General features: G+C 54.9%; 21 protein-coding genes, 1 tRNA gene and 1 riboswitch. Of the genes, 10 read left to right on the forward strand and 12 right to left on the reverse strand.

Features of this window, described 5'->3' with window-relative positions; translation table 11 throughout:
- Positions 1 to 196 precede the first annotated feature (196 nt).
- The 6 genes from ABRZ26_RS20345 to orn all read right to left on the reverse strand — a co-directional run bounded on the left by ABRZ26_RS20345 (position 197) and on the right by orn (position 6,819).
- Entirely contained in the window at positions 197 to 2,701 is a 2,505-nt protein-coding gene (locus tag ABRZ26_RS20345) for a PEP/pyruvate-binding domain-containing protein (RefSeq protein ID WP_319605945.1), read from the reverse strand.
- Positions 2,702 to 2,704: 3 nt separating this feature from the next.
- Positions 2,705 to 3,595, reverse strand: a complete 891-nt coding sequence (locus ABRZ26_RS20350; protein ID WP_319605946.1) for a phosphatase PAP2 family protein — start codon at positions 3,593 to 3,595, stop codon at positions 2,705 to 2,707.
- Complete coding sequence (locus ABRZ26_RS20355) at positions 3,579 to 4,715, reverse strand: lysophospholipid acyltransferase family protein (protein ID WP_319605947.1); 1,137 nt, start codon at positions 4,713 to 4,715, stop codon at positions 3,579 to 3,581. The genes ABRZ26_RS20350 and ABRZ26_RS20355 overlap by 17 nt, the downstream gene beginning before the upstream one ends.
- Before the next feature lie 350 nt (positions 4,716 to 5,065).
- The gene (locus ABRZ26_RS20360) at positions 5,066 to 5,668 is read right to left on the reverse strand and encodes an ATP-dependent Clp protease proteolytic subunit (protein ID WP_319605948.1); all 603 of its coding nucleotides are present in this window, start codon (positions 5,666 to 5,668) and stop codon (positions 5,066 to 5,068) included.
- A gap of 321 nt (positions 5,669 to 5,989) precedes the next feature.
- Positions 5,990 to 6,065: transfer RNA gene (locus ABRZ26_RS20365), tRNA-Gly, on the reverse strand.
- Between the two features lie 211 nt (positions 6,066 to 6,276).
- Positions 6,277 to 6,819 (reverse strand): oligoribonuclease, encoded by a 543-nt coding sequence (orn, locus tag ABRZ26_RS20370; RefSeq protein WP_319605949.1) that lies wholly within the window; start codon positions 6,817 to 6,819, stop codon positions 6,277 to 6,279.
- 164 nt (positions 6,820 to 6,983) lie between these two features.
- On the opposite strand from orn, the gene rsgA reads away from it, so the two are divergent.
- From rsgA to mscM, 3 genes are all read left to right on the forward strand, one after another.
- On the forward strand, positions 6,984 to 8,030 hold the full coding sequence (rsgA, locus tag ABRZ26_RS20375) for a small ribosomal subunit biogenesis GTPase RsgA (protein ID WP_319605950.1): 1,047 nt from the start codon (positions 6,984 to 6,986) through the stop codon (positions 8,028 to 8,030).
- A gap of 288 nt (positions 8,031 to 8,318) precedes the next feature.
- Positions 8,319 to 9,296 carry an archaetidylserine decarboxylase gene (gene asd / locus ABRZ26_RS20380; protein WP_319605951.1) on the forward strand — a complete coding sequence of 326 codons (978 nt, stop codon included), beginning with the start codon at positions 8,319 to 8,321 and terminating at the stop codon, positions 9,294 to 9,296.
- A gap of 61 nt (positions 9,297 to 9,357) precedes the next feature.
- Positions 9,358 to 12,684 (forward strand): miniconductance mechanosensitive channel MscM, encoded by a 3,327-nt coding sequence (gene mscM, locus ABRZ26_RS20385; protein ID WP_319605952.1) that lies wholly within the window; start codon positions 9,358 to 9,360, stop codon positions 12,682 to 12,684.
- A 76-nt stretch (positions 12,685 to 12,760) separates the two neighbouring features.
- Here mscM and epmA read toward each other — a convergent pair whose 3' ends face one another.
- Positions 12,761 to 13,738 (reverse strand): elongation factor P--(R)-beta-lysine ligase, encoded by a 978-nt coding sequence (epmA, locus tag ABRZ26_RS20390; protein WP_319605953.1) that lies wholly within the window; start codon positions 13,736 to 13,738, stop codon positions 12,761 to 12,763.
- A gap of 933 nt (positions 13,739 to 14,671) precedes the next feature.
- Between epmA and frdA the strand changes: the two genes are divergently transcribed.
- The 4 genes from frdA to frdD are packed head-to-tail and all read left to right on the forward strand — an operon-like array spanning position 14,672 to position 17,977.
- Positions 14,672 to 16,468, forward strand: a complete 1,797-nt coding sequence (gene frdA, locus ABRZ26_RS20395) for a fumarate reductase (quinol) flavoprotein subunit (RefSeq protein ID WP_319605954.1) — start codon at positions 14,672 to 14,674, stop codon at positions 16,466 to 16,468.
- On the forward strand, positions 16,461 to 17,198 hold the full coding sequence (locus tag ABRZ26_RS20400) for a succinate dehydrogenase/fumarate reductase iron-sulfur subunit (protein WP_319605955.1): 738 nt from the start codon (positions 16,461 to 16,463) through the stop codon (positions 17,196 to 17,198). The genes frdA and ABRZ26_RS20400 overlap by 8 nt, the downstream gene beginning before the upstream one ends.
- 13 nt (positions 17,199 to 17,211) lie before the next feature.
- Entirely contained in the window at positions 17,212 to 17,607 is a 396-nt protein-coding gene (gene frdC, locus ABRZ26_RS20405) for a fumarate reductase subunit FrdC (RefSeq protein WP_319605956.1), read from the forward strand.
- 13 nt (positions 17,608 to 17,620) lie between these two features.
- Positions 17,621 to 17,977 carry a fumarate reductase subunit FrdD gene (gene frdD / locus ABRZ26_RS20410; protein WP_319605957.1) on the forward strand — a complete coding sequence of 119 codons (357 nt, stop codon included), beginning with the start codon at positions 17,621 to 17,623 and terminating at the stop codon, positions 17,975 to 17,977.
- Positions 17,978 to 18,224: 247 nt separating this feature from the next.
- On the opposite strand, the gene ABRZ26_RS20415 is transcribed toward frdD, so the two are convergent.
- From ABRZ26_RS20415 to efp, 3 genes are all read right to left on the reverse strand, one after another.
- Positions 18,225 to 18,578: a DMT family protein gene (locus tag ABRZ26_RS20415; protein WP_319605958.1), complete on the reverse strand. Its 354-nt coding sequence runs from the start codon at positions 18,576 to 18,578 to the stop codon at positions 18,225 to 18,227.
- 93 nt (positions 18,579 to 18,671) lie between these two features.
- Positions 18,672 to 18,803: an entericidin A/B family lipoprotein gene (locus ABRZ26_RS20420; protein WP_009111250.1), complete on the reverse strand. Its 132-nt coding sequence runs from the start codon at positions 18,801 to 18,803 to the stop codon at positions 18,672 to 18,674.
- Positions 18,804 to 18,971: 168 nt separating this feature from the next.
- Positions 18,972 to 19,538, reverse strand: a complete 567-nt coding sequence (gene efp, locus ABRZ26_RS20425) for an elongation factor P (protein ID WP_136168237.1) — start codon at positions 19,536 to 19,538, stop codon at positions 18,972 to 18,974.
- A 40-nt stretch (positions 19,539 to 19,578) separates the two neighbouring features.
- Here efp and epmB point away from each other — a divergent pair, with 40 nt between their 5' ends.
- The gene (epmB, locus tag ABRZ26_RS20430; protein ID WP_319605959.1) at positions 19,579 to 20,610 is read left to right on the forward strand and encodes an EF-P beta-lysylation protein EpmB; all 1,032 of its coding nucleotides are present in this window, start codon (positions 19,579 to 19,581) and stop codon (positions 20,608 to 20,610) included.
- A 54-nt stretch (positions 20,611 to 20,664) separates the two neighbouring features.
- Here the strand turns inward: epmB and ABRZ26_RS20435 are convergent, their stop codons facing one another.
- A complete protein-coding gene (locus ABRZ26_RS20435; RefSeq protein ID WP_319605960.1) occupies positions 20,665 to 21,015 on the reverse strand; it encodes a DUF4156 domain-containing protein in 351 nt (116 codons plus the stop codon).
- Between the two features lie 400 nt (positions 21,016 to 21,415).
- Here ABRZ26_RS20435 and ABRZ26_RS20440 point away from each other — a divergent pair, with 400 nt between their 5' ends.
- A complete protein-coding gene (locus ABRZ26_RS20440) occupies positions 21,416 to 22,846 on the forward strand; it encodes a capsule assembly Wzi family protein (protein ID WP_319605961.1) in 1,431 nt (476 codons plus the stop codon).
- A 51-nt stretch (positions 22,847 to 22,897) separates the two neighbouring features.
- On the opposite strand, the gene pgi is transcribed toward ABRZ26_RS20440, so the two are convergent.
- The gene (pgi, locus tag ABRZ26_RS20445; protein WP_319605962.1) at positions 22,898 to 24,547 is read right to left on the reverse strand and encodes a glucose-6-phosphate isomerase; all 1,650 of its coding nucleotides are present in this window, start codon (positions 24,545 to 24,547) and stop codon (positions 22,898 to 22,900) included.
- Between the two features lie 170 nt (positions 24,548 to 24,717).
- Positions 24,718 to 24,910: riboswitch (Lysine riboswitch) on the forward strand.
- Positions 24,911 to 25,029: 119 nt separating this feature from the next.
- On the opposite strand from pgi, the gene lysC reads away from it, so the two are divergent.
- A complete protein-coding gene (gene lysC, locus ABRZ26_RS20450; protein ID WP_319605963.1) occupies positions 25,030 to 26,388 on the forward strand; it encodes a lysine-sensitive aspartokinase 3 in 1,359 nt (452 codons plus the stop codon).
- Positions 26,389 to 26,405: the final 17 nt, after the last annotated feature.

Genomic DNA, 26,405 nt, shown 5'->3' on the forward strand with positions numbered 1-26,405 from the left:
ATTCATCGCTGACAAGCCCTTTTAACCATAAATTCCGGCCGCCCAGTGCGATTGCGCAGATAAGCAGCCGAAGGCTCAAAACATCGCCACCTCGGCGCTGATGGTCGGGCCGGGTCGATCCGACTCCGCCGCGTAGCGTCTCGCCAGCCGCAGCAACAATCCCTGACGTGCTGGCGAGCGGTTTACGTCGGCCCGGCTACAGAATGCTGATCGTGCCGTTCCTGCCGTCCAGCCTGACGCGCATGCCGTTTTCCAGACGCGACATCACGCCCCGTACGCTCATGACAGCCGGCAACTGCAACTCTCTGGCCGTCACCGCGCCATGCGAAAGCGGGCCGCCGCTTTCGGTAATCACGCCGCTGGCGCGATAAAACAACGAGGTCCACGCCGGATTGGTGGTTCTTGCCACCAGAATCGCGCCTTTGGGAAACAGCGGGAAATCGTCCGGGCTGTGGATTAAAAACACCTCGCCCTCGACGGTACCCGGACTTCCCGCCAGCCCCGTCAGCTCATTGCCGGTCGGGGTATCTTCCGCGCTATCCTGCTCGCCGTGGTTCCAGGCCGGGCTGTGCTGCTTGGCCTGCCGCCAGCCCGTCTGATTGGCGTACACGACCTGCTCCAGCGTGTCGAAACGCCCTTCGCGGATGGCCTCATCCAGCACGCTGAATGGGGCGAAATAAATATCGCCGGCCTCGCGCAGTATCCCGCGCGCCGCCAGACGCTCGCCGACCGCTTTAATCCCTTTGCGGAAGGGCAGCGTCAGGCGCGTCGTCTGGTAATGCTCAAGATCGTCCAGATAGGTGTAAATCCGCGCCAGACGGATCACCTCCTCGATAAAATAACGCACGCCTTCCGGCACCTGATTTAAATACTGATGCTGCGCCGCGGAGGCGGCCAGCCGCGCTTGCAACGCCTGACCGGCCAGGTCTTCATCGGGCAGTTCAGCCAGCATATTCAACTGGTCTAGCACCGCGTGCGGCGCTTCCAGCCAGGTAGGATAGTAAGCGTCGAAATCCAGTTCGCGATGACCGTGACGTTGCAGGAACTGCGTCAGCTCCTGCTCAAAGGCCGGGTAATCCGACAGCCGTTCTACCAGTTCGCGGGAGGAATACTGTTTAAACGCCTGCATCAGCGCGGCATCCTGGCGGATCAGGCGGGAAAGCGCCCACAGCTCGCTATTCACCTGTCCGGTTTTGGTATCGGAAACCGACAGCAGAAGATCGAACGTCGTCTTCGCTTCCACCGCCGGCATCGACATGCTCAGAAGCTGATAGAGCACGGCATACAGCGTGCGCTGCGTCAGCGAAATCGCGATATTGGGCAGGAAGTAGCGCTTGCCGGCATCGCGTACGCGCAGCACATAGCGCCAGCACTCGTCCAGTTGCCGGTTCGACAGGTCTTCGCGCAGCAGCGCGCCGATATCCAGCAGATAGGTGTCCAGATCGCGCATCCAGCGTACAGGCAGTTCCTGCACCCAGGCGTAGCGCCTCGCCAACTCGGGCAGCGCGGCCTGTAGTTCTTCGATGGAGTGGATGCCGCCTGGCATTCTTCCCGCGTACAGTTCGACCGCGTTCTGGTTGCCGTAGATATAAAAGTCTTTGATGGCGAACCATTTGCCGCCGAAGTGCGGCAGCCCCATCAGTTCGAAAGAGAAGTTGAGCGATTCATGAAATCCCTCCTCCACCAAATCCCAGGTCAGCGGCGTCACGGCGTTGGGGAAACGCTCGGCGGACTCGTCCCGCGTCCAGCGTTCCGGGACGAAGGTAACCGGGCGCGATTGCAGCAGGTAGCAGACGCCGCCGGAGAACGCCCATTCAATATCCTGCGGGAAACCAAAGAACGCCTGCGCCTGCTGCGCCAACTGCGCGACGGTGCGGCACTGGGCATCCGTCAACGCCGGGCTGCCAGCCTGCTCGTCTGATAAAGCGACGTGCCGGACGCCCCGATCGCTCTTCAGGATAATCTCGTTCTTCTGCGCGATATTGCGTTCAGCCACCGTCAATTCCGGCAGCGCTACGCGAAACTCATCAACCGCCGCCTCGCCGCCGACTACCGATTCGCCCAGGCCGAAGCAGGCGTTGATCAGCACGCGGTTAAGATCGCCGCGCACCGGATCGATGGAAAACGCAACGCCCGCGCTGTCGGCCGCCGTCATCTCCACCATCTGCTGCACCACCACCGCCATTGAAGCGTCAAGATGGGCGAGATTGAGGCGCGCGCGATAGCGCATCGCATGTTCATTCCACAAAGAGACGTAGCAGTCACGCAGGGCGGTAAGAATTTCCACCGCGCCGCGCTGGTTAAGGAAGGTATCGTGCTGCCCGGCGAACGCCGCGCCGGGCAGATCTTCGAAAGTCGAGGATGAGCGCACCGCGACGGCCCACTGCTCGGCCTGACGAACCTGCAACTGCTCGTTTATCGCCTGCGTCAGTTCATCCCCGACAGGCTGTCGGCGGATTAAGTCCTGAATGCGCCGGCTCTGCGCGGCGACATCGTCCCCGGCCTGCAAGATCGCGTCAATCTGCGATCGCAGCGGCGCCAGGAATGCACGGTAAGCCGCGCTGGTGACGATAAAGCCGGGCGGCACCGGCAGGCCGCCGGCGGTAAGCCGCGCCAGGCTGGCACCCTTGCCGCCGCTGAGCGACAGCTCCACGGCATGGGGATCGGCAAACGGCAGGACAAAGTCATTGGCTACGTACATAGGTTAGATCCTTAGCGCGGCGTCATCGCGAAAATAGCCGCATCGATGCAACCACCCCAGCACCGCGCAGGCCAGCAATGCCCCGGCGATAAGATCAATGCCGTAGTGGTAGAGTAAATAGAGCGTCGCCAGAACAAGGCCGGCAACCACGGGAAACAGCAGAACAGCTATCAGGGTATGACGTTGCAGAAGCAAATAGCCGAGGATATACACACTGATGCCGCAGTGCAGGCTGGGAAACACGTCCATGCCGGTGCCGCCCTGGGCAACCAGCGCCACCTGAAAGGCGGTGATCGCGCCGCCCTCCGGCGGATACGGGAACTGGTCGGGAAACTGCAAATAGGGACCGCCGGCGGGAACCAGCAGATAGCCCAGAAAACCAAACAGGTACATCAGCATTAACCCGTGGAAAAAACCGCGACTGGCCAGGGTCGTGCGCCGACAGGCATAAACGATCACCGGCAGCAGTATGATGAAATAAAAAGCGATATAACACAGGCTCATCACTTCAGACAGCCAGAAAGTGTGCCACGCGGCCACCTTTTCCGTCGCGCCGCCGCCGCCGAACAGCATGCGGTCCCACATCAGCAACTGCGCGTCGAACGAGCGCGGCGTCGCAAGGTGAATCGCCCTGAACAGATAAAAAACCAGCCAACTGCTGGCAAACTGCAACACGCCGAGCCAACTGCGCCACGTTCCGGCGCCGGCCGCCGTCGCTCTGGCCTGTAGAATAATAACCAGCATGCTCAGCGCCCCCGGCGCGATAAAACGCGCGTCGCGCAGGCTGAGCGCGCTGACCACGCCCCAAAGCCAAATCAGGACAATCAGAGCGAGATAGCAACGATTGCTTATCTCCCCATGCCGGCTCATCGCCACACTACGGTCTGCTTTCATTCTCTTTCTCAAGGTTCATGGCGGAAAATTTGCCGCGCTGGCGCCAGCCCCACGCGGCGATGCCGTACAGCGCCAGCAGCCAGGGATAGATCGACGCGATAACCGCCAGGCAGGGCAGCCAGATCAACGCCGTCGCGAACCCGCCGGCAAGACGAAAAAAGGTGGTGGTGTTGCGGCCGTCCGCCCGGCGTCCCGCCCACCAGCCGCACAGCCAGACCGGCAGCAGCGTAAAGATAAACGCTTTCCACGCCAGCCACTGAAGGATGTTCATCGACGCGCGCGAGGTCTCCGTCCTCGTCGGCTTTGGCGCACGACCTTGCAGCGCCTGCTGTTCCGCTTGTTTGAACGCCAACGCATAGGAACCGTCCACACGGCTGCGCGAGCGGGCCTGACGCGCCACGTTCTCCAGCATCGGCTCATCGCGACAGGCGACGGAAACGCGATTCAGCGAGCTGCTCAAATATTGCATGATGCGCGTTTCCCACTGCGCGACGCTGTCTTCTCCCTGTTCCGGCAGCGCGAGCGGATCGCTCACCAGCAGTTCCAGCGCGGAGCCGAAGCGGTCCGGCGCCTGATAGAAACTGCCGGCGGCGATAACCTGAAAACGACATTGATCCTGCATCAGTCGGCGGATAATTTTGACCACGCCTTCCTGATAAGGCTGCGGCCCGGCCCCCCATTCGCTGGTGCCTTCAGGAAAGATGACGACGCTGCCCCCCAGCTTCAGATGGGCTATCGCCTGTAAAATGGGATTGCCCGCCTGCGCCCGGCTATAGCCATAGCGCACGCGATCCTTGTCGCGCACCACCGGGATGCCTGCGAACATCAGGCGCAGGAAGCGCGAGCGCAGCAACTGAACCGCGATAAGAAACTGCGCGCTCGGCAGTAGTTGGTTGAAGATCCAGCCGTCCGTCGCGCCATTGCGATGACTGGCCAACAGCAGCGTCGGCGTTTCGCCGTCGAGGGGAGCCAACCGCCGTCCATCCGGCGTAAAAAAACGTAACGATGAGTAGTAGAAACGCACCAGCAGGCGGGCAATGCAGCGATGCCACAGGGAAAGGGGCCGACCCGGCGTAAATTGCAGATAGTCAGGCGTCTGCCTGGAGAAATCCGATTTCATCTTCTTCACCCTCCTTAAGTCAATTCCTGTCCCTTTGATTGCAGGCGCGCTGGCGTTGTCGCCCGACAATACCCCGGTACTGTAATCTCATCGCGCCAAATCAGCAAACCGCTATGGCTTGCAAAATACATTCCGCCAATAGCCGATAAAGGATCGCCGCGCCTGACGGAACAGCGCAGAGTAAGCGTGGATAACCCTTAGATAGAAAAGAAAAATAGCGGTAATAAAAGCATAAAAATGCAGACTATTCTGACGACGCGCCCAACACGATGAGCAACCAGAGTAAACCCCCATCTCAAAGAATAATTGTGTCGGTTCTGGCCGCCGCCAGGGTAAATCAGTCGGTTAGATTAGTCCAAATTCAAATCGTCATAGCGGGTCAATATCCGCCCGACAATACCGTAGTCAACCGCTTCCTGCGGCGTCATCCAATAGTTACGATCCGTATCCTTCTTAACTTTCTCCACCGGTTGCCCTGTCGCATCGGCAATCAATTTATTGACCCGATCCAGCATCCTGACGATTTCTTTGGCTTCAATTTCAATGTCGCTAGCCTGGCCGCGCACGCCGCCAAGCGGTTGGTGAATCATAAAACGGGTGTTGGTAAGGGAGTAGCGGCGCTCTTTTTTAGCGGCGAGAAAAATGGTGATCCCGGCGCTGGCGACCCACCCCGTGCCGATAATATGCACCTCGGGCTTGATGAACTTAATCATGTCATGGATGGTGTCCGCGGCTTCGACGTGTCCCCCCTGACTATTAATATAGATTTTTATCGGATCGTTGCTGATCCCCTGCAACAGCAGTAGCTGCGAAACCACTTTTTCCGTTAATGCCTGATTTATTTCGCCTGAAATAATAATAGAGCGGGACTGCAACATCTTTTGCTGAATAAGCGATGATGTATTGCTTTGCTCGGAATCCTGCTTCTCGTCGTCTTTCAGAATCGTCAACATGATCTGTTTCCCTTTAGCTATGAATATTAACGCTAGTATAGGCGCGTATAGCCAAAGGGATCACGCATCAGGGAGAGTTCAGGATAGCGCTGCCGATTGCCTGCGTTGGTAAGGTCACATCTTTCCATATTGATAACCCTCCCCCACTTTTCAATATATTCCTCAGATAGGTTTATCGCATCAGTATGCTTCAACAAATTGTGTACTACTTCGGCGTGGTTGACGGTGGATTTCAGTGGATTTCGCTGGATGCGCAACAGAGCGATTACCCTGTTGAATCAGGAGACTACAGACATCATTGGACATCTATAGAACAAGAATTGGAGCGGGAAACGAGACTCGAACTCGCGACCCCGACCTTGGCAAGGTCGTGCTCTACCAACTGAGCTATTCCCGCTCGGGATAATGACCGCACCGGATGCGAAATTCTGCATCGGTACGGGGTGCGCATTATACGAGAAATCTTTTCGACCGCAAGCCCTCGAAAATGAAAAAACGTCTGACTGCCGATAAAAAGAGCAATGCGGTGGTAAAATGCGCATTCAAAACCGGAGTAATGCGATGCTATTTTCCTTTCCGCTTAATGCATCACCCGCGGCGCGATCGGTTTAAAGCTGAATAAAATGCTCACGATAATAAGCCAGTTCGGCCAGCGACTCGCGGATGTCGTCCATCGCCTGATGGGTACCCTGCTTTTTAAAACCAGCCAGAATTTCAGGTTTCCAGCGGCGAGCCAGTTCTTTGAGCGTACTGACATCCAGATAGCGGTAATGGAAATAGGCTTCCAGTTCCGGCATATAACGGAACAGAAAACGACGATCCTGTCCGATGCTGTTGCCGCAAATGGGCGACTTGCCCGCAGGCACCCATTTTTGCAGGAACGCCAGCGTTTCCAGTTCAGCCGCGCGCTCATCAACCTTGCTGGCTTTTACCCGGTCAATCAACCCGCTGGCGCCGTGGGTACGCACATTCCAGTCGTCCATCAACGCCAGTTGACTATCCGGCTGATGAACCGCCAAAACCGGCCCTTCGGCCAATACATTTAAATTGGCATCGGTCACAAGCGTTGCAATTTCAATAATATGGTCCCGCTCAGGATCCAATCCCGTCATTTCAAGATCGATCCAGATTAGGTTATTTTCATCTACCATCGTGGGTATTCCTGTTTAGTATTGTGCGGTTACCTGACTGTTGACGCCAATCGGGCGTCAACCCGAATACCCGACTGGTGGGCATCAGTTAATTAAAATCAAATAGGGTGTATTATAGTCGCTTCAGTCGCCATGGCGATAATCATACGGTTAAGTGAGGCTCAGTGAGCAAAAAGAAACTGTCAAAAGGTCAACAACGTCGAGTTAGCGCAAACCATCAGCGTCGTCTTAAGCATGCGGACAATAAGGTCGAATGGGAAGATGGCCAACTGGGTGAAGCCCAGGAAGGTATTATTATCAGCAGGTTCGGCATGCATGCGGATGTGGAATCCGCCGCCGGCACGTTGCATCGCTGTAATATTCGCCGCACCATTAAATCGCTGGTTACCGGCGACCGCGTGGTCTGGCGGGCGGGACATGAAGCTCTGGCCGGCATCAGCGGCATTGTTGAAGCCGTCCACCCGCGCCGCTCCGTTTTGACTCGTCCTGACTTCTATGACGGCGTAAAACCGATCGCTGCCAACATCGATCAGATCGTCATCGTTTCGGCCATTCTCCCTGAACTCTCCCTTAATATCATCGATCGCTATTTGGTCGCTTGCGAAACGCTGGAAGTCGAGCCGTTGATCGTGCTCAACAAGATCGATCTCCTGGACGAAGAAGCGCGTCAGTTCGTTGACGGCCTGATGGATATCTACCGTGCGCTCAACTATCCGGTGATTATGGTTTCCAGCCATACGCAACAGGGCATCGCCGAACTGGAACAGGCGCTGACCGGGCGTATCAGTATCTTCGCCGGGCAATCAGGGGTGGGCAAATCCAGCCTGCTCAATGCGCTGCTGGCGCTGGGCGAGGATATTCTGGTCAACGAGGTGTCGGATAATTCAGGGCTGGGGCAACATACCACCACCGCGGCCCGGCTTTATCATTTCCCTCATGGCGGAGATGTCATTGATTCGCCGGGCGTTCGCGAGTTCGGTCTCTGGCACCTGGAGCCGGAACAGGTCACCAGCGGCTTCGTTGAATTTCGTGAATATATGGGCAGTTGTAAATTCCGCGACTGTAGCCATGACAACGATCCGGGCTGCGCGATCCGCGCGGCGGTCGAACGCGGCGATATCGCCGAAGAACGTTTTGATAACTATCACCGGATTTTGGAAAGCATGGCTCAGGTAAAAACGCGTAAAACCTTTTCCGATACGGATAACTGACATTTATCTTATCCGTCGCTACAATGCGCACCCTTAATAGTGGGCTATCCCTGCCCGCTGCCCTACGGGTCGCCGCAAGCAGCGTTAAACGTCGCTCCCGGCGATTTTTTATGGCGGGCTATCCCCGCCCGCCACCCTTCGGGCCGCCGCGAGCAGCGTTAAAAATCGCTCCCGGCGATTTTTTATGGCGGGCTATCCATGCCCGCCCCCCTATGGGCCGCCGCAGGCAGCGTTAAAAATCGCTCCCGGCGATTTTTTATGGCGCACCACAACTCCAAGAGGCTCACTGTGCTGGATAACATCAAAATCAAATTACAGTATTGGCTTCCCAAAATCTGGCTGACCCGCTTGGCTGGCTGGGGAGCCGATAAGGCGGCAGGTAAACTCACCACTCTGGTGATCGATCTGTTCGTCCGCTATTACAAGGTCAATATGCAGGAAGCGCAGCAACCTGATACCGCCGCTTACCGCACCTTTAACGAATTTTTCGTCCGTCCGCTGAGAGCGGATGCCCGCCCTATCGATCCGCACGCCCATCGGCTGGTGCAGCCCGCCGACGGCGTATTGTCGCAGTTTGGCGCCATTACCGACGACAAACTGATCCAGGCCAAAAATCATCATTACTCGCTGGAAGCGCTGCTGGCGGGAAACTACGTCATGGCCGACCTGTTCCGCAACGGCATGTTCGCCACCACCTATTTATCGCCGCGCGATTATCACCGCGTCCATATGCCGTGCGACGGCGTACTGCGGGAAATGATTTATGTCCCCGGCGATTTGTTCTCTGTGAATTTGTTGACGGCGGCGAACGTCCCGAATCTCTTCGCCCGCAACGAACGCGTTATCTGTCTGTTCGACACCGAATTCGGCCCGCTGGCGCAGATTCTGGTCGGCGCGACCATCGTCGGCAGCGTCGAAACCGTCTGGGCGGGGATCGTCACGCCGCCGCGGGAAGGCATTATTCAGCGCTGGACCTATCCTCGCGCCGGAGAGGAAGGCGCCATCGAGCTGGCGAAAGGTCAGGAAATGGGGCGCTTTAAACTGGGATCCACGGTGATCAACCTGTTCTCGCCGGATCAGATTCAGTTCTCCGCCAACCTCAATTGCCTCAGCGTGACGCGCATGGGCGAACCGTTCGCCGAGTCTGTACAGGGTGAGCAGGCGGATGCAACGCCGCGGGAAAGCGCGGCGAGCGAGGTAGCCGAACAACCGAGACCGGCTGAGCTAAATGCGGCCGATGCCGATAAGACGGATGAGCCGGGCTAATACCCCGCTGCGCCGTCACTCACCACCCCCGTTATCATTGCCAGTTAAAGGTAGGCTAAGCGTGCGTCTGATTGCGATTTTTCTGCTGGGATGTTTGTTATCAACCGCCTCGTTGGCGGCGTCATTGCCCAGTGAAGGGCAGTTACGCCAACAATTACAGCTCGCAGAAGCGAATAAAGGCGCCGCCGACCAGGCTTCGATTGTCGAAGAGTTGCGGCTCGCCCTGAATGCGTTGCAGGAACGTAACGAATCGCGTGAGCGCGCGGAGCAGTATCAGCGCGTCATTGATGATTTTCCCAAGCTCATACAGGATCTGCGGCGTCAGATAACGGCGGAAGACGACAAGCCGTCGGCGATCCCGGAAAGCCTGTCGGTTAACGATCTTGAGCAGCAAACTTTACAGGCCAGCAGCCAACTTCTGGAGCAGGCCCGTCAACTCCAGCAAGAGCAGGATCGCCTGCGGGAAATCAGCGATTCCCTGGGGCAACTGCCGCAACAACAAACCGAAGCCAGCCGGTCGCTCAGCGATATAGAGCGCCGCATCCAGCTATTGGGTACGCCGTCGTCGCCGCTGACGCAGGCCCAGCTCTCCGCCTTGCAGGCGGAAGCCGCGTTGCGTAAAAGCCGGGTTGATGAGTTGGAACTGGCGCAGTTATCCGCCAGCAGCCGTCAGGAGTTATCCCGTTTACGCGTCGAGCTGTATAAAAAACGCCACGATAATCTGGATATTCATCTACAGAACCTGCGCGGCAGAATTAATAACCTGCGACAAAAAGAGGCCGAACAGGCGCTTGAAAAAACCGAACTGCTGGTTGAACAAAGCGGCGACTTGCCTTCCGTCATCAGCGAACAATTGAAAATCAACCGCGAACTGTCCGTTGCCCTGAACCAACAGGCGCAGCGCATGGACCTTATCGCGTCTCAGCAACGTCAGGCCACGACGCAAACCCTTCAGGTTCGTCAGGCGCTGAGCACCATTCGCGAGCAGTCCCAGTGGCTCGGCGTGTCGCCGGTATTGGGAGAAACGTTGCGCGCCCAGATCGCCCGACTGCCGGAAATGCCCAAGCCACAGATGCTGGACAGCGACATGGCGCAACTGCGCGTACAACGTCTGCATTTTGAGGATTTGATTAATAAGCCCCACGAGATGGATAAGACCAAACAGGATGACGGCTCGCCGCTGACCAGCTCGCAACAGCGTATCCTGACCGATCAGTTGCGCACCCAGCGCAATCTGCTGACCTCGTTGATTTCCGGCTGCGATACGCAAATTCTGGAACTGACCAAACTCAAGGTGGCCAACAGTCAGTTGGTCGACGCCCTGAACGAAACCCGGGAGGCGGCGCACCGTTACCTTTTCTGGGTCGCCGATGTCGATCCCATCACCTTTTCCTACCCGCTGAAGCTGGTGCAAGACCTCACTCGCCTGCTGTCGCTGGATACCCTGACCCAGCTCGGCAGCGCCATGGTGATGATGGTCACCAGCCGTGAAACCGTGATCCCCCTGTTGGGCGCGCTGCTGCTGGTCGGATTCAGCATCAGTTCCCGCCGTCATTACCATGCGTTCCTGGAACGGGCCAGCAGCCGGGTGGGTAAGGTCACGCTCGACCAATTTTCCCTGACGCTGCGTACCGTCTTTTGGTCAATTCTGGCAGCATTGCCGCTGCCGGTGCTCTGGGCCGCCTGGGGTTATGGGTTGCAAAACGCCTGGCCCTATCCGATAGCCGTGGCGATCGGCGACAGCGTTACCGCCACCGTGCCGTTAATGTGGGTGGTGATGATCAGCGCGTCATTCTCGCATCCGCAGGGCTTGTTTATCGCCCACTTCCGCTGGTCGCCCGATCGGGTTGCCCGGGCCATGCGCTATTACCGTTTGTCGATCGCGTTTATCGTGCCGTTAATCATGGCGTTGATTACCTTTGATAAACTTAACGATCGCGAATTTTCCAGCACGCTGGGGCGCTTGTGCTTTATCCTGCTTTGCATGGCGCTGAGTCTGGTCACCACCGGCCTGAAACGGGCGGGTATTCCCCTTTATCTGGATAAAGAAGGTTCGGGGGAAAATCAGGTTAATCGGGCGATGTGGAACCTGCTGATCTGCGTGCCGCTGGTCGCCGCGCTGGCGTCCTGCATCGGCTATCTGACCACCGCCCAGGCGTTGCTGGTGCGGCTGGAAACCTCGGTTTCGATCTGGTTCTTCCTGCTAATCGTTTATTACATTATTCGTCGCTGGATGCTGATCCAGCGCAGGCGTATCGCTTTCGATCGCGCCAAGCATCGGCGTTCGGAAATTCTGGCGCAGCGCGCCCGCGGCGAAGACGACTCGCCGTCCGCCTCCTCGCATGAGAGCGGCTCGGAAGCGGTTGAAGAGCCGGTGGTGGATCTGGACGCCATCAGCGCCAAATCATTGCAGTTGGTGCGTTCCATTCTGACGCTCATCGCCCTGGTTTCAGTGATCGTGCTGTGGTCTGAGATTCATTCCGCGTTTGCTTTTATGGAAAATATCAGCCTGTGGGACGTGACCAGTACGGTACAGGGCGTTGAAAGCATTCAGTCCATTACCCTGGGCTCCGTTCTGATTGCGGTGCTTATCTTCGTCATTACCGCGCAACTTGTGCGCAACCTGCCCGCGCTGCTTGAACTGGTGCTGTTGCAGCATCTGGATCTCTCCCCCGGCAGCGGCTATGCCATCACCACCATCAGTAAATATATCCTGATGCTGATTGGCTGCATGATGGGCTTCTCGCTCATCGGAATTGAGTGGTCCAAACTGCAATGGCTGGTCGCCGCGCTGGGTGTCGGCTTGGGCTTCGGCTTACAGGAAATTTTCGCCAACTTTATTTCCGGGCTGATTATCCTGTTCGAAAAACCAATACGTATCGGCGATACCGTGACTATTCGCGATCTTACCGGCAGCATCATGCGCATTAATACCCGTGCGACCACCATATCGGACTGGGACCGCAAAGAGATCATCGTGCCGAACAAAGCCTTTATCACCGAGCAGTTTATCAACTGGTCCTTGTCCGACTCGGTGACGCGCGTAGTGTTGACCATACCGGCGCCCGCGGACGCCGACAGTAAAGAAGTCACGGATTTGCTCATGGATGCGGTCAGCCGCTGTTCGCTGATTCTGGATAATCCTGCGCCGGAAGCGTTTCTGGTCGATTTACAGCAAGGTATCCAGCTGTTCGAACTGCGTATTTTCGCGGCCGAAATGGGGCATCGCATGCCATTGCGTCACGAACTTCACCAACTGATTCTGGAAAATTATCGCAAACACAATCTGGTCATGCCGTTCCCGCCATTCCAGGTGCGGATGGATAATTTATCGCGTAAAGGAAGGACGTTGTCTTCAGGCGACAGCCGAACCACCGGCGGCCTTTAAGTAAGCGCAGATGTAAAAAAAGAACGGTCGGGTGCGAGAGCGTCGCACCCGACCTGCATGCCGTGACGCCAGCCCGTCAGGAGCGGTCGACGGAGAAAGCGATGACGTCGCTCAGCTTCTCAGCCCCCAATGCCAGCATAATCAGGCGATCGACGCCCAGCGCCACCCCCGAACATTCAGGCAGACCGTGCTTTAATGCGGCCAGCAAATTTTCATCAATCGGTTGCTGCGTCAGACCCAGAGAAGCGCGTTTGCGGTTGTCCTGCTCAAAACGCTGACGCTGCTCATCACTGTCGGTTAATTCACGGAAACCATTCGCCAGTTCGATGCCTTTAAAATAGACCTCAAAACGTTCGGCGACCCGGTTATCCTCGGTACTGATTTCGGCCAGCGAAGCCTGCGTCGCCGGAAAATGATAAACAAACGTCGGCTTTTCGCCGCCGATATTCGGCTCAACGCCAAAGGTGAACAGCATCTGCACCAGGGCGTCTCTGTCTTCTTCACGACAGGCGATATCGCCCAATCCCAGTTTTTCCGCCGCTTCACGCAGTTGAGCTTTGTCGGCGCAAAGCGGGTCGAGATCCAGATGGCGCAAGAAAGCCTGCTGATACGAGAGCAGCTCCGCGCTTTCACTCTCCAGCACCTGCTGCAACAAGTCATCGACTTCATTCATCAGGCGATACATATCATAGTGCGGGCGATACCACTCCAGCATGGTGAATTCCGGGTTATGGTAGCGGCCGGATTCTTCATTGCGGAAACTGCGGCACAGTTGAAAGATCGGGCCGCTGCCATCGGCAAGCAAACGTTTCATGTGATATTCCGGGCTGGTCATCAAATACAGCGTCATGCCATCCGCGGCGCCCGGCCCGACGAAGCGGGTCTGAAACGGACACATGTAGACATCCGTTACCGTAGCCCGGCTCATCGCCGGCGTTTCAACCTCCAGTATCCCACGATCGGTGAAAAAACGCCGGATAGCGGAAACTATCGACGCGCGCTTTAACAAAGTAGCGACAGAGGCGCTGGGTTGCCAACTTGTCGTTTCGCTCATGGTTATTACTCCAAAGTCAAACAGGTGGAGCAGTCTACCCGCATCAACGCGGACAAACAAAAATTTCCAGAGGAAAAAATCGCCGGGAGCGATTTTAAACGCCGCTTGCGGCGGCCCGAAGGGTGGCGGGCAAGGATAGCCCGCCATAAAAAATCGCCGGGAGCGATTTTAAACGACGCTTGCGGCGACCCGCAGGGCTGAGGGATCCCCAGAAATTGAAATATGTAACGCCGGAGAATATTTCGTGCGCGATAAAGCCGCCATTTTTCTGCTACGTCGTAGCACGCGCCCGACGCAGGGTGGTTCAAACGCCACCACCCTCCGAACCCGGGCTTGTGGCTGAAATCACGCCGGTAACGCGGTTCCTTCGGCGGCCGTCCCCTTTCTCGAACCACCAGTGACGCGTTCCCGACGCGGCACTGGCTTGAGCCGCATCCTTGCGGCTCATTCGCGGGGTCGTCCACCTCAGCGTAATTTCTTACGCCATGGGGTGAACAGCTTAAACACTGATTTTGTATTTAATATCAGCATGTTAAATATAAAATACAAAAAAAGTATTTTTGTGAGGATTCCTCAGCCCGCCATACATTTATATTCAGTGAAAGATTTTTTTATATCTTGGGTAAAAGAGTTATTAAAGAAATAAAAGCATTATTTCCTGGCAAATAAGCCTTTCGATCACGTTTTTATAAGTAATTCCAGTACACCCTGAAAAAAACACAAAATGCTGGATCACATCAAATTTCATTTGAATCTAATTCGCTATAATCATTTCCACACAAAAAATAGAGGTTTATCTATTCTTAATATGTCCTTAAGACATTTTTTATGTGGCTTAATGCGCTAATAATTAAGCAGATATATAAAGACTGAGATGAATAGAAGTTATTTTCTTATTTTAACTTAATTAACTTAAGTAACTGGAGGAATGCAGTGCAAACCTTTAATGCCGATGTGGCCATTATCGGGGCCGGGGGCGCTGGCTTACGCGCGGCAATTGCCGCCGCCGAAGCAAATCCCCAACTGAAAATTGCGCTGATCTCAAAAGTCTACCCAATGCGTAGCCATACCGTGGCGGCAGAAGGCGGATCAGCAGCGGTCACTCAGGACCACGATAGCTTTGATTATCATTTCAACGACACCGTATCCGGTGGCGACTGGCTGTGTGAACAAGATGTTGTCGATACCTTCGTCCATCACTGTCCTGAAGAAATGATTCAGTTGGAACAATGGGGCTGCCCATGGAGCCGTAAACCTGATGGTTCTGTCAACGTTCGCCGATTCGGCGGGATGAAAATAGAACGAACCTGGTTTGCCGCGGATAAAACCGGCTTCCATATGCTGCACACCTTGTTCCAAACCTCCCTCAAATACCCACAAATCCAACGTTTTGATGAGCATTTTGTCCTGGATGTTCTGGTTGATGACGGCCATGCCCGCGGCGTCGTCGCCATCAATATGATGGAAGGCTCATTGGTTCAAATCCGGGCGAATTCAGTCATTATGGCTACGGGCGGCGCCGGCCGCGTGTATCGGTATAACACCAACGGCGGCATCGTGACCGGCGACGGCATGGGCATAGCGTTCCGCCACGGCGTGCCGCTGCGCGATATGGAATTCGTACAGTATCACCCGACCGGCCTGCCGGGTTCCGGTATTTTGATGACCGAAGGCTGCCGCGGCGAAGGCGGCATCATGGTCAACAAAGACGGCTACCGTTACCTCCAGGATTACGGCATGGGGCCGGAAACGCCGTTGGGCGAACCGAAAAACAAATACATGGAGCTGGGGCCTCGCGACAAGGTTTCTCAGGCTTTCTGGCATGAATGGCGCGCCGGCCGCACCATCTCCACCCCGCTGGGCGACGTGGTTTACCTTGACCTGCGCCATCTCGGCGAGAAAAAGCTTAAAGAACGCCTGCCGTTCATCTGTGAACTGGCAAAAGCCTACGTCGACGTCGATCCGGTTAAAGAGCCGATCCCTATTCGTCCTACCGCGCACTACACCATGGGCGGCATCGAAACCAATCAAACCTGCGAAACCCGAATCAAAGGTCTGTTTGCCGTCGGCGAATGCTCATCCGTCGGTCTGCATGGCGCGAACCGTCTGGGATCCAACTCGCTGGCCGAGCTGGTGGTATTCGGCCGCATCGCGGGCGAACAGGCGGTTCAGCGTTCTCAGGAAGCGGCGCCGGCTAACGGCGGCGCGCTGGATGCGCAAACCCGTGATATCGAACAGAGTCTGCATGACCTGATGAAACAGGAAGGCAACGAAAACTGGTCGAAAATCCGCGACGAGATGGGCATCACGATGGAAGAAGGCTGCGGTATTTATCGCACCACGGATCTGATGCAGAAAACCGTTGATAAATTATCCGAGCTGAAAGAACGCTTCAAACGGGTGAAGATTACCGACCACTCCAGCGTATTCAACACCGACCTGCTCTACACCATTGAGCTGGGTCACAGCCTGGATGTGGCGGAATGTATGGCGCACTCGGCCATCAATCGTAAAGAGTCCCGCGGCGCCCACCAGCGTCTGGATGAAGGCTGCACCGAGCGTGATGATGTAAACTACCTGAAGCATACGCTGGCTTTTTATAGCCCTGAAGGCGCGCCACGCCTGGATTACAGCGAAGTGAAAATCACTAAACTGCCCCCGGCCAAACGTGTTTATGGCGCGGAAGGGGATGCTCAGGATAAAAGCAAGAAGGAGCAGGCGAATGGCTGATGAGATGCAAATCCTGAAAATGGAAGTCATGCGCTATAACCCTGAACAGGACAGCGCGCCGCATTTTGAGACGTATGAAGTTCCTTACAACAAACAAACGTCTTTACTGGATGCGTTAGGTTATATCAAAGATAACCTGGCTGCCGATCTCTCCTACCGCTGGTCCTGCCGTATGGCAATCTGCGGATCATGCGGCATGATGGTGAACAATGTTCCCAAGCTGGCCTGCAAAACGTTCCTGCGTGATTACACAAAAGGCATGAAGGTTGAAGCGTTGGGCAACTTCCCGATCGAACGTGATTTGGTGGTCGATATGACCCACTTCATTGAAAGTCTGGAAGCCATCAAGCCCTACATCATCGGCAACGATCGTAAACCTGCGGACGGCACGAACAAGCAAACGCCGGCTCAGATGGCGAAATACCACCAGTTCTCCGGTTGTATCAACTGCGGTCTTTGCTATGCCGCTTGCCCGCAGTTTGGCCTGAACCCTGAGTTCATCGGTCCCGCCGCCATCACCCTGGCGCACCGTTACAATCTGGATAACCGCGATCACGGTAAGAAAGAGCGTATGCCGCAGATCAACGGCGATAACGGGGTCTGGAGCTGTACGTTCGTGGGTTACTGCTCAGAGGTTTGTCCGAAGCACGTCGACCCTGCCGCCGCTATTCAGCAAGGCAAGGTTGAAAGTGCGAAAGACTTCATGATCGCTATGCTGAAACCACAATAAGGGAGGGACAACAATGACATCCAAACGTAAAGCGTATGTCCGCGACATGTCGCCATCCTGGTGGAAAAAGCTGGGTTTCTACCGCTTTTATATGCTGCGCGAAGGCACGGCGGTACCCGCCGTATGGTTCAGCATCGTCCTGATGTGCGGCGTCTTCTCGCTGAAGAATGGTCCGGAAAGCTGGGCGCATTTTGTTGGTTTCCTGCAAAACCCGCTGGTGCTGCTCATCAACATCATCGCCTTGCTGGCCGCGGTGCTGCAAACCAAAACCTGGTTTGACCTAGCGCCTAAAGCCGCCAACATCGTGGTAAAAGACGAGAAAATAGGGCCGGAGCCGATTGTTAAAGGGCTGTGGGCGGTCACCATTATAGTAACGCTGGCCGTTTTGGCTATCGCCTTACTATTCTGATCAGGAGGAAAACGTGATTAATCAAATGCCAAAACGTTCCGATGAACCGCCTTTCTGGGGATTATTCGGCGCAGGTGGTATGTGGAGCGCAATTTTCTCTCCGGTAATCATTCTGCTGGTCGGTATTCTGCTGCCCCTCGGTCTGTTTCCGGATGCGCTGAGCTATGAACGCATCATCGCGTTCAGTCAGAGTTTTATCGGCCGCGTATTCCTGCTGCTGATGATTACTCTGCCCATCTGGTGTGGTTTACACCGTATTCACCACTCCATGCACGATCTGAAAATTCACATCCCTGCCGGGAAATGGGTTTTCTATGGTCTGGCGGCTATTCTGAGCGTCGTCACCATTATTGGCGTCGTCACTTTGTAAGTCGATTGCCCGTCATTAACGGCCTGCCGATGCAGGCCGTTTTTTTAACGTGAATAGGTAAGCGGCGCGAAGCGCGCAAAAAACAATTAATACGGCGAGTGAGAAACACAGCGGTATGAGTAATACGCAGCTAATTATGTCAGCTATGAATAATAACGGTCTGCAAAAAGCGATAACAAGCAGCGAATGGCGATGACGAAACAGGATTTAGCCCAGGCACCGCCGGCAGCAAAGAATACGCTGATCATCACCCCATAATTTTATCGCGAAACATAAAGAATACCGCGCCTAATAAGCATAACCCCGCCCAGATATAATCCGTTCGGAAAGGCTCTTTTAAAATAATCATTGAAAAAGGAATGAATACAGTAAGGCTGATAACTTCCTGCAATATTTTAAGCTGTCCCGCCGACGCAACCTGATAACCGATCCGGTTAGCGGGAACCTGTAATAAATACTCAAATAAAGCAATTCCCCAACTGACCAGCGCGGCAATCAGCCAGGTGCGACCGCTGAAATAGCGTAAATGACCATACCAGGCAAACGTCATAAACACGTTACTGAGTGTCAGCATACTTACAGTGATGACTAACGGCGACATCGTTTTTCTCCCTTCGATTCATCGCCGCATTATGTCGTCGTTCAGAGGAAAACGCTATTGCAGCATTTCCCTCAATATGAAAACATTTATTACTTACTGCGCGCTACGCTGTATCGCTTCGCCACCGGCCTCAACATCCTGTCCGACACCGCGCGTCGTGTTGCAACCAACGACGGCAGACAAAATCAATACAGAGAAAATGGCAACAAGGCTTTTCTTTAACATGAGTAATTCCTTCTTAATGAGAATAATTATTTTAGTGGTAGGAAAATGTCTCTTTAAGCGTAGTCAATATGGGCCGTTCCGTGGAACTTTTCGGATTAATGGCGATATCAGGCGCGGCAAGGCGAAAAAAAACCGCCAGAGCGGCGGCGGCTTTTTCAAAAAACTTAATTACTTAACGCGAGAGACATATTCGCCGGAACGGGTGTCTACTTTAATCACTTCGCCAATCTGCACAAACAACGGCACTTTAACAACCGCGCCGGTGGTCAGGGTCGCAGGTTTACCGCCCGTACCGGCGGTATCGCCTTTCAGACCCGGATCGGTATCGACGATTTCCAGTTCCACAAAGTTCGGCGGCGTTACCGCGATAGGCTGACCGTTCCACAACGTTACGATGCACTCAGCCTGATCGAGCAGCCATTTGGCGTTATCGCCAACCGCTTTCTCGTCCGCCGCCAGCTGTTCGAACGTTTCGTTATTCATGAAATGCCAGAATTCGCCGTCGTTGTACAGGTAAGTCAGGTTCATATCCATGACATCGGCGCCTTCGGCGGAGTCGGTGGATTTGAAGGTTTTTTCAATCAGCTTGCCGGTCAGTAAACGACGCATTTTCACGCGAGCGAAAGCCTGGCCTTTACCCGGTTTGACGAACTCACTTGATTCGACAGCGTAAGGCTCACCTTCGAACATGATTTTAAGACCGGAACGGAAATCGTTGCTAAAATAAGTCGCCATAAAGGCCCTCTATAATTTAATACTGGTACTAAGCCAAAAAATGGCACACATTGTAACCCTAAATATACCTTCCAGAGAAGATTGGTTGCAGCAACTTGCGGACGTAATTACCGATCCTGATGAATTACTGCAACTTCTGGCGCTAAACCACCATGCTGAACTGCGGCAAGGAAATGATGCCCGCAGGCTTTTCCCACTGCGCGTCCCGCGGGCGTTTGCCGCACGGATGCAAAAGGGAAATCCGCGCGATCCGCTGCTATTGCAGGTTCTAACCGCACGCGAAGAATTCGTCGCCGCGCCGGGCTTCACGCATGACCCGTTGGATGAACAGCATAGCGTGGTGCCGGGATTGCTTCACAAATACCATAACCGAGCGCTGTTGCTGGTCAAAGGCGCCTGCGCGGTTAACTGCCGTTATTGTTTCCGCAGGCATTTTCCGTATCAGGAAAATCAGGGCAATAAAGCAAACTGGCGCCAGGCTTTGGACTATATCCGTCAACATCATGAGCTGGATGAAATCATTTTTTCCGGCGGCGATCCGTTGATGGCGAAAGACCAGGAGCTTGACTGGTTGATAACCGAGCTGGAAGCGATTCCCCACTTGAAGCGACTGCGTATCCACAGCCGTTTACCGGTGGTCATTCCGGCACGCATCACCGAAGCGTTATGCCAGCGCCTGGCGCAAACATCGCTTCAGGTATTGCTGGTCACGCATATTAACCATGCGCAGGAAATCGATCCTGATTTAACACAAAGTATGGTTCGTTTACGCCAGGCGGGCGTCACATTACTGAACCAAAGCGTACTGCTACGCGGCGTTAATGACAACGCGGATACGCTGGCGGACTTAAGTCGCGCCCTGTTTGACGCCGGTATTCTTCCCTATTATCTCCATGTCTTGGATAAAGTTCAGGGGGCGGCTCACTTTCTCATTGATGATGAGCAAGCGCGTACGCTGGTCAAAGCCCTGCTGACCAAGGTGTCTGGCTATCTGGTTCCCCGACTGGCGCGGGAAATTGGCGGGGAAGCCAGTAAAACGCCATTGGACCTGAACCTGAAACAGCATCTGTAAAGCGGAAACGAACAGCGCTGCCCGGGAATCGATCGCCGGGCAGTTCGTGCTGATTCAGGGCTGCGGGCATTTATAAACGCTGCCGACCATCTTGCTGTCCAGTGGAACAAAACTTGACCAGACTGTCTCACTCGGGCTGCTCACGCCATAAAGGGTATTTCCCCCCATTGCCGCCGCCTTATTGCGCAAATCATTCGCCGCGCCGCGCATTGAAGTGGCCTCATTATGATTGCCGGAGAACCAGTTACTCTGGGTGCCGCTAACCTGGCCGAGTAACTGACATTCGCTGGACGGTTGAGTCTCCGTAAACGTAACGGCTTGCCCTGCGGGACTGAGTTGATTGGTGGTACTGCATCCTGCCAACAACACGGCAGCAGAAAGACCGAGTAATACGCGGATCCGCATTTTCCCCTCCATGATATTAAAAAAATAAACTATGCCGGGATTCATCATCCTGCGATGCCATTCCCGTTGCTATTCATGCCACGACCACATTTAACATTCTATACCGTAAAAGCCAATGAAGATGATTCATCGCTCAATGAATTGATAGTAAATGAAAAAATATTGACGAGTCCTGGCACCAGCCGGTAAGCGGCTTTAGGTTTTGTCTGAAAAGGCGAAAAACCAGACAATACGCGTATTAATAACCGGATAAAAAGCGCAGCCTTATTTTCGCTCTTCCTTGTACATCTCCCCCTCGATCAATCTATCGAATTAACAGCGGGTACTCATTGTTCGTTTAACGCTTTGATAAAACGAGAAATAACAAGCCGAGGTCTTTCCCTTTAAGGAAATCGACAACATGTACACAAAAAAAATATTATTAGCGGCCAGCGGCATGTTTCTATGCGTTGCGACCAGCCAGGCCGCAGGACTCATTACAACGGACGATACCCTACGCAACGATCTCGCATGGCTTTCAGACCGCGGCGTGATTAACGTCAGCCTTTCCACCTGGCCGTTGAGTCAGGAAGAAATCGACGCGGTTCTTTCGCAGGCGAAACCCGTTACCGCGACGGAAAGGAACGTCATCAGCAGAGTTGAGCAACGCATCAACAATCTGAAATCCAATGTCCGTATTACCGGCTATGCCTCCAGCGATAAACCGGGATTACCGCAGGGCTTTGGCGGCACCCACGCCAGCGACCATGCGCTTTCTATCGGCGCCGGCGCCAGCGATGAGTTCTGGGATGTTAATCTTAAAGGGACGGTTGAAGGCAACCAGCGGATTGAAGATCAATCCCGCTGGAATATGGATGGCTCTTACGGCGCGATTAAAATTTTCAATCAATGGCTCTCATTCGGCAAAATCTCCCAATGGTGGGGGCCGGGCTATGACGGCAGTTTGATCCGTTCTGACGCCGCTCGGCCGGTAACCGGTTTTATGTTACAGCGCGCCGACCAGTCCCCGTTCGAAACGCCCTGGCTTTCGTGGATTGGCCGCTGGCAGTATCAGCTCTCCGCCGGCCAGCTCGAACAGTATTATACGGTGCCTGAAGCCAAACTTATCGGCGGACGCCTGACGCTGATGCCGACCAACTTTATTGAACTGGGCGCGTCGCGCATCATGATGTGGGGCGGCGAAGGTCGACCTCAGTCATGGGGATCGTTCTGGGATGGCGTGGCGGGGAAAGACAATACCGGGACGCAAAATGAGCCAGGCAACCAATTAGCCAGCTTTGATTTCAAACTGAAGTTACAACCGTTAACGGGTCTGCCCGTCAGCCTGTACGGTCAGTTGGTCGGTGAAGACGAGGCCGGCATGCTGCCCTCGCAAAACACCTATCTGCTCGGTCTGGAAGGTCATCCGGAATGGGGTACATCCACCATCAACTGGTACATTGAAGGCGCCACCACCCGCGCCGACGACTCCCGCTTAAATTATGTCTATGCTCACCATATCTATAAAGGGGGCTACTACCAGCAAGGCTATCCGCTGGGGCATGCTATGGGCGGCGACGGCCGCATGCTGTCCGGGAAAGTGGAACTGGCGCTGGATGACGGACAACGCTGGAGCACCCGGATAACCTATGCCAGGGTGAATCCGAACGATCAAAATATCAATCAGGCCTTCCCGCGTTCCGATACGCTGAAAGGCATAGAACTTGGCTGGGGCTATGACTTCCAGTCAAAAGTGAAATTTGATACCCGCGTGTGGTACACCGATAGCGATAACAGCACCAGCGACGATGTCGGTGCCGGTGTAGGCGTCGAAATCCCAATCAATCTCTAAGCGGCGGCAGTAAAAAAGGCGGGAATCCCGCCTTTTTTCATTACGGCTGACTTAAGCGCGCCACTGTTTGAAGCGGTTAATCAGACCGTTGGTCGAGCTATCGTGGCCGCTGACCTCTTTCGCGTCTTGCAGCTCCGGCAAAATGCGATTCGCCAGTTGTTTACCCAATTCCACTCCCCACTGGTCAAAAGTGAAGATGTTCAGGATCGCGCCCTGGGTGAAGATTTTGTGTTCGTATAGCGCGATCAGGGCGCCCAGGCTGTATGGCGTAATTTCACGCAGCAGAATGGAGTTGGTCGGGCGGTTGCCTTCAAAGACTTTGAACGGCGCGACGTGTTCGACCTCTTGCGGCTTTTTACCCGCCGCGGCGAACTCGGCTTCCACCACGTCACGGCTCTTACCAAACGCCAGCGCTTCAGTCTGGGCAAAGAAGTTGGACAGCAGCTTGCTATGGTGATCGCTTAATGGGTTGTGGCTGATCGCCGGCGCGATGAAATCGCAAGGAACCAGCTTGGTACCCTGGTGAATCAATTGATAAAACGCATGCTGACCGTTGGTTCCCGGTTCACCCCAGATAATCGGACCGGTTTGATAATCGACGGGGTTGCCGTTGCGATCGACGTATTTACCGTTGGACTCCATATTCCCCTGCTGGAAATAGGCGGCGAAACGATGCATGTATTGGTCATACGGCAGAATGGCTTCCGTTTCCGCGCCGAAGAAATTGTTGTACCAGATACCGATCAACGCCAACAGCACCGGCAGGTTTTGCTCCGCCGGCGTAGAGGCGAAGTGTTTATCCATGGCATGAGCGCCGCTGAGCAACTGCTCAAAATTCTCAAAACCCAGCGAAAGGATGATGGACAGGCCAATCGCCGACCACAGGGAATAACGTCCGCCGACCCAGTCCCAGAACTCAAACATATTGTCGGTATCAATGCCAAAATCGCCGACGGCTTTGGCATTGGTAGACAGCGCGGCAAAGTGTTTTGCCACATGTTTTTCGTCTTGCGCGGTTTTCAGGAACCAGTCGCGCGCGCTGTGCGCGTTGGTCATGGTTTCCTGCGTGGTGAAGGTTTTGGAGGCAACCAGGAACAGCGTCGTTTCAGGATTAAGCGGCTTCAGCGTTTCGGCGATATGCGTACCGTCAACGTTGGAGACAAAGTGCATATTCAGATGATTTTTATACGGTTTCAACGCTTCAGTGACCATATACGGCCCCAGGTCGGAACCACCGATGCCGATATTCACCACATCGGTAATCGCCTTGCCGGTATAGCCTTTCCACTCGCCTCCGATGACGCGCTCGCTGAATTTCTTCATTTTTTCCAGAACGGCATTCACCTCCGGCATGACATCCTTGCCATCGACCAGGATCGGCGTGTTGCTGCGGTTACGCAGCGCGACGTGCAACACCGCACGGTCTTCGGTACGGTTGATTTTCTCGCCGGAAAACATGGAGTTGATGGCGCCGGCCAGATCGGTTTCCCGCGCGAGGGCCTGCAATTTGTCCAGGGTTTCCGCCGTAATGCGGTTTTTGGAGTAATCCACCAGCATCTGATCGCCGAAGGTGGCGGAAAAACGCTCAAAACGCTGGCTGTCCTGCGCAAATAAATCTTTGATCCGCACATCTTTCATGACATCAAAATGTTGTTGCAATGCTTGCCACGCGGCGGTTTGGCTTGGGTTAATATTTTTCATAACAATGATCTTCTCTCCGAGAATGAAATCAAAAATCGCTCATTCGATTGTATCCCGTAAATCGCCAATTGAGATCCCTTTTCTTGATAAATGCACCTGCGCGGCGTTTGTTTATTGACAGCGGCGGGAGAACCCGCTATTTGTAACGACGTACTTGCGCTTTCAGTGCGCAAGCCAGAAGAGGAGCGTCGCCCAGGTACGATATCGGAGGATCCGCCGTCCGTTAATGATATCCGAGGGGGAGCGATGCCGAGATGAGATGAGACGCGGTATTCACTTCATCGACCGCAGGGGCTGAATCCCCTGGGTTGTCACCCGGTTCGCCCTGAAGGGCGTTCAGCAAGGTGGAGCGCTTCTGGGTGTATCGTAGTTTTGCTTTCTACGCCTGCTCCCTGCTTACCGCTCTTCCCTTGTGCCAAGGCTGATAAATAATTGCTGTTGTGAAAAATTGAGACCAATAGCCCCTGCACGAGGTTTTTTAAATGTCCGAACAAACGAACCCCATTGTCGCCAAATTTGGCGGCACCAGCGTAGCGGATTTCGATGCGATGAACCACAGCGCCGATGTCGTGCTGTCCAACCCCAATGTGCGGGTTGTGGTGCTCTCCGCCTCTGCCGGCGTGACCAATTTACTGGTTGCCCTGGCGGAAGGTCAGAGTCAGGAACAACGTCTCCACCTGCTGGACCAGATTCGCAGAATCCAATACGCCATCATCGATCGCCTGGCGGAGCCCGCGGTGATCCGCGATGAAATCGACCGGATGCTGGAAAACGTTACGACGCTGTCCGAAGCCGCGGCGCTGGCGACCTCTAACGCATTGACGGATGAATTGGTCAGTCACGGCGAACTGATGTCGACCCTGCTGTTTGTTGAAGTCCTGCGCCAGCGCGATGTGGTCGCCGAATGGTTCGACGTACGTAAAATCATGCGCACCAACGACCATTTCGGCCGCGCGGAACCCGATTGCGAAGCATTGGGCGAACTGACGCGCAGCCAGTTACAGCCCCGCCTGGATAAAAGTTTAATCATTACGCAGGGCTTTATCGGCAGTGAAGCCAAAGGCCGCACCACCACCCTGGGCCGCGGCGGCAGCGATTACACCGCCGCCCTATTGGGCGAAGCCTTGAATGCCGGCCGCATTGATATCTGGACCGATGTTCCCGGCATCTATACCACCGACCCGCGCGTGGTGCCGGCGGCCAAACGCATCGACCAGATTATGTTTGAAGAAGCCGCCGAGATGGCGACCTTCGGCGCGAAAGTGCTGCACCCGGCGACATTGTTGCCGGCCGTGCGCAGCGATATCCCGGTATTCGTCGGCTCCAGCAAAGATCCCGCCGCGGGCGGAACGCTGGTATGCAACAAAACGGAAAATCCGCCGTTATTCCGCGCGCTGGCGCTGCGCCGTAAACAGACGCTGCTCACGCTGCACAGCCTCAATATGCTGCATGCGCGCGGCTTCCTGGCCGAAGTGTTCAGCATTCTGGCTCGTCATAACATCTCGGTGGATTTGATCACCACTTCCGAAGTGAATGTGGCGCTGACGCTGGATACCACCGGCTCTACCTCAACCGGCGACGGCCTGCTGTCCAGCGCGTTGTTGACCGAGCTCTCCTCGCTGTGCCGGGTGGAAGTCGAAGAGAATCTGTCGCTGGTGGCGTTAATCGGCAACAAACTTTCTCAGGCCTGCGGCGTCGGTAAAGAGGTGTTCGGCGTTCTGGATCCGTTTAATATCCGCTTGATTTGCTACGGCGCCAGCAGCAACAACCTGTGCTTCCTGGTTCCCGGCGATGATGCGGAGCGCGTCGTGCAAACGCTGCACCGCAGCTTGTTTGAATAACGCCCCGCTAGTCCGAT

The organism is Brenneria sp. L4-2C (assembly GCF_040240335.1).
Lineage (GTDB): Bacteria > Pseudomonadota > Gammaproteobacteria > Enterobacterales > Enterobacteriaceae > Brenneria.

Coding starts and splice junctions, on each gene's coding strand:
- ABRZ26_RS20400 (WP_319605955.1), top strand. CDS start 16,461: ATGGCTGATGAGATGCAAATCCTGAAAATGGAAGTCATGCGCTATAAC.
- ABRZ26_RS20345 (WP_319605945.1), bottom strand. CDS start 2,701: ATGTACGTAGCCAATGACTTTGTCCTGCCGTTTGCCGATCCCCATGCC.
- ABRZ26_RS20415 (WP_319605958.1), bottom strand. CDS start 18,578: ATGTCGCCGTTAGTCATCACTGTAAGTATGCTGACACTCAGTAACGTG.
- efp (WP_136168237.1), bottom strand. CDS start 19,538: ATGGCGACTTATTTTAGCAACGATTTCCGTTCCGGTCTTAAAATCATG.
- epmA (WP_319605953.1), bottom strand. CDS start 13,738: ATGAGCGAAACGACAAGTTGGCAACCCAGCGCCTCTGTCGCTACTTTG.
- lysC (WP_319605963.1), top strand. CDS start 25,030: ATGTCCGAACAAACGAACCCCATTGTCGCCAAATTTGGCGGCACCAGC.
- ABRZ26_RS20435 (WP_319605960.1), bottom strand. CDS start 21,015: ATGCGGATCCGCGTATTACTCGGTCTTTCTGCTGCCGTGTTGTTGGCA.
- ABRZ26_RS20420 (WP_009111250.1), bottom strand. CDS start 18,803: ATGTTAAAGAAAAGCCTTGTTGCCATTTTCTCTGTATTGATTTTGTCT.
- epmB (WP_319605959.1), top strand. CDS start 19,579: ATGGCACACATTGTAACCCTAAATATACCTTCCAGAGAAGATTGGTTG.
- ABRZ26_RS20355 (WP_319605947.1), bottom strand. CDS start 4,715: ATGAAATCGGATTTCTCCAGGCAGACGCCTGACTATCTGCAATTTACG.
- frdC (WP_319605956.1), top strand. CDS start 17,212: ATGACATCCAAACGTAAAGCGTATGTCCGCGACATGTCGCCATCCTGG.
- orn (WP_319605949.1), bottom strand. CDS start 6,819: ATGGTAGATGAAAATAACCTAATCTGGATCGATCTTGAAATGACGGGA.
- ABRZ26_RS20440 (WP_319605961.1), top strand. CDS start 21,416: ATGTACACAAAAAAAATATTATTAGCGGCCAGCGGCATGTTTCTATGC.
- ABRZ26_RS20360 (WP_319605948.1), bottom strand. CDS start 5,668: ATGTTGACGATTCTGAAAGACGACGAGAAGCAGGATTCCGAGCAAAGC.
- pgi (WP_319605962.1), bottom strand. CDS start 24,547: ATGAAAAATATTAACCCAAGCCAAACCGCCGCGTGGCAAGCATTGCAA.
- ABRZ26_RS20350 (WP_319605946.1), bottom strand. CDS start 3,595: ATGAAAGCAGACCGTAGTGTGGCGATGAGCCGGCATGGGGAGATAAGC.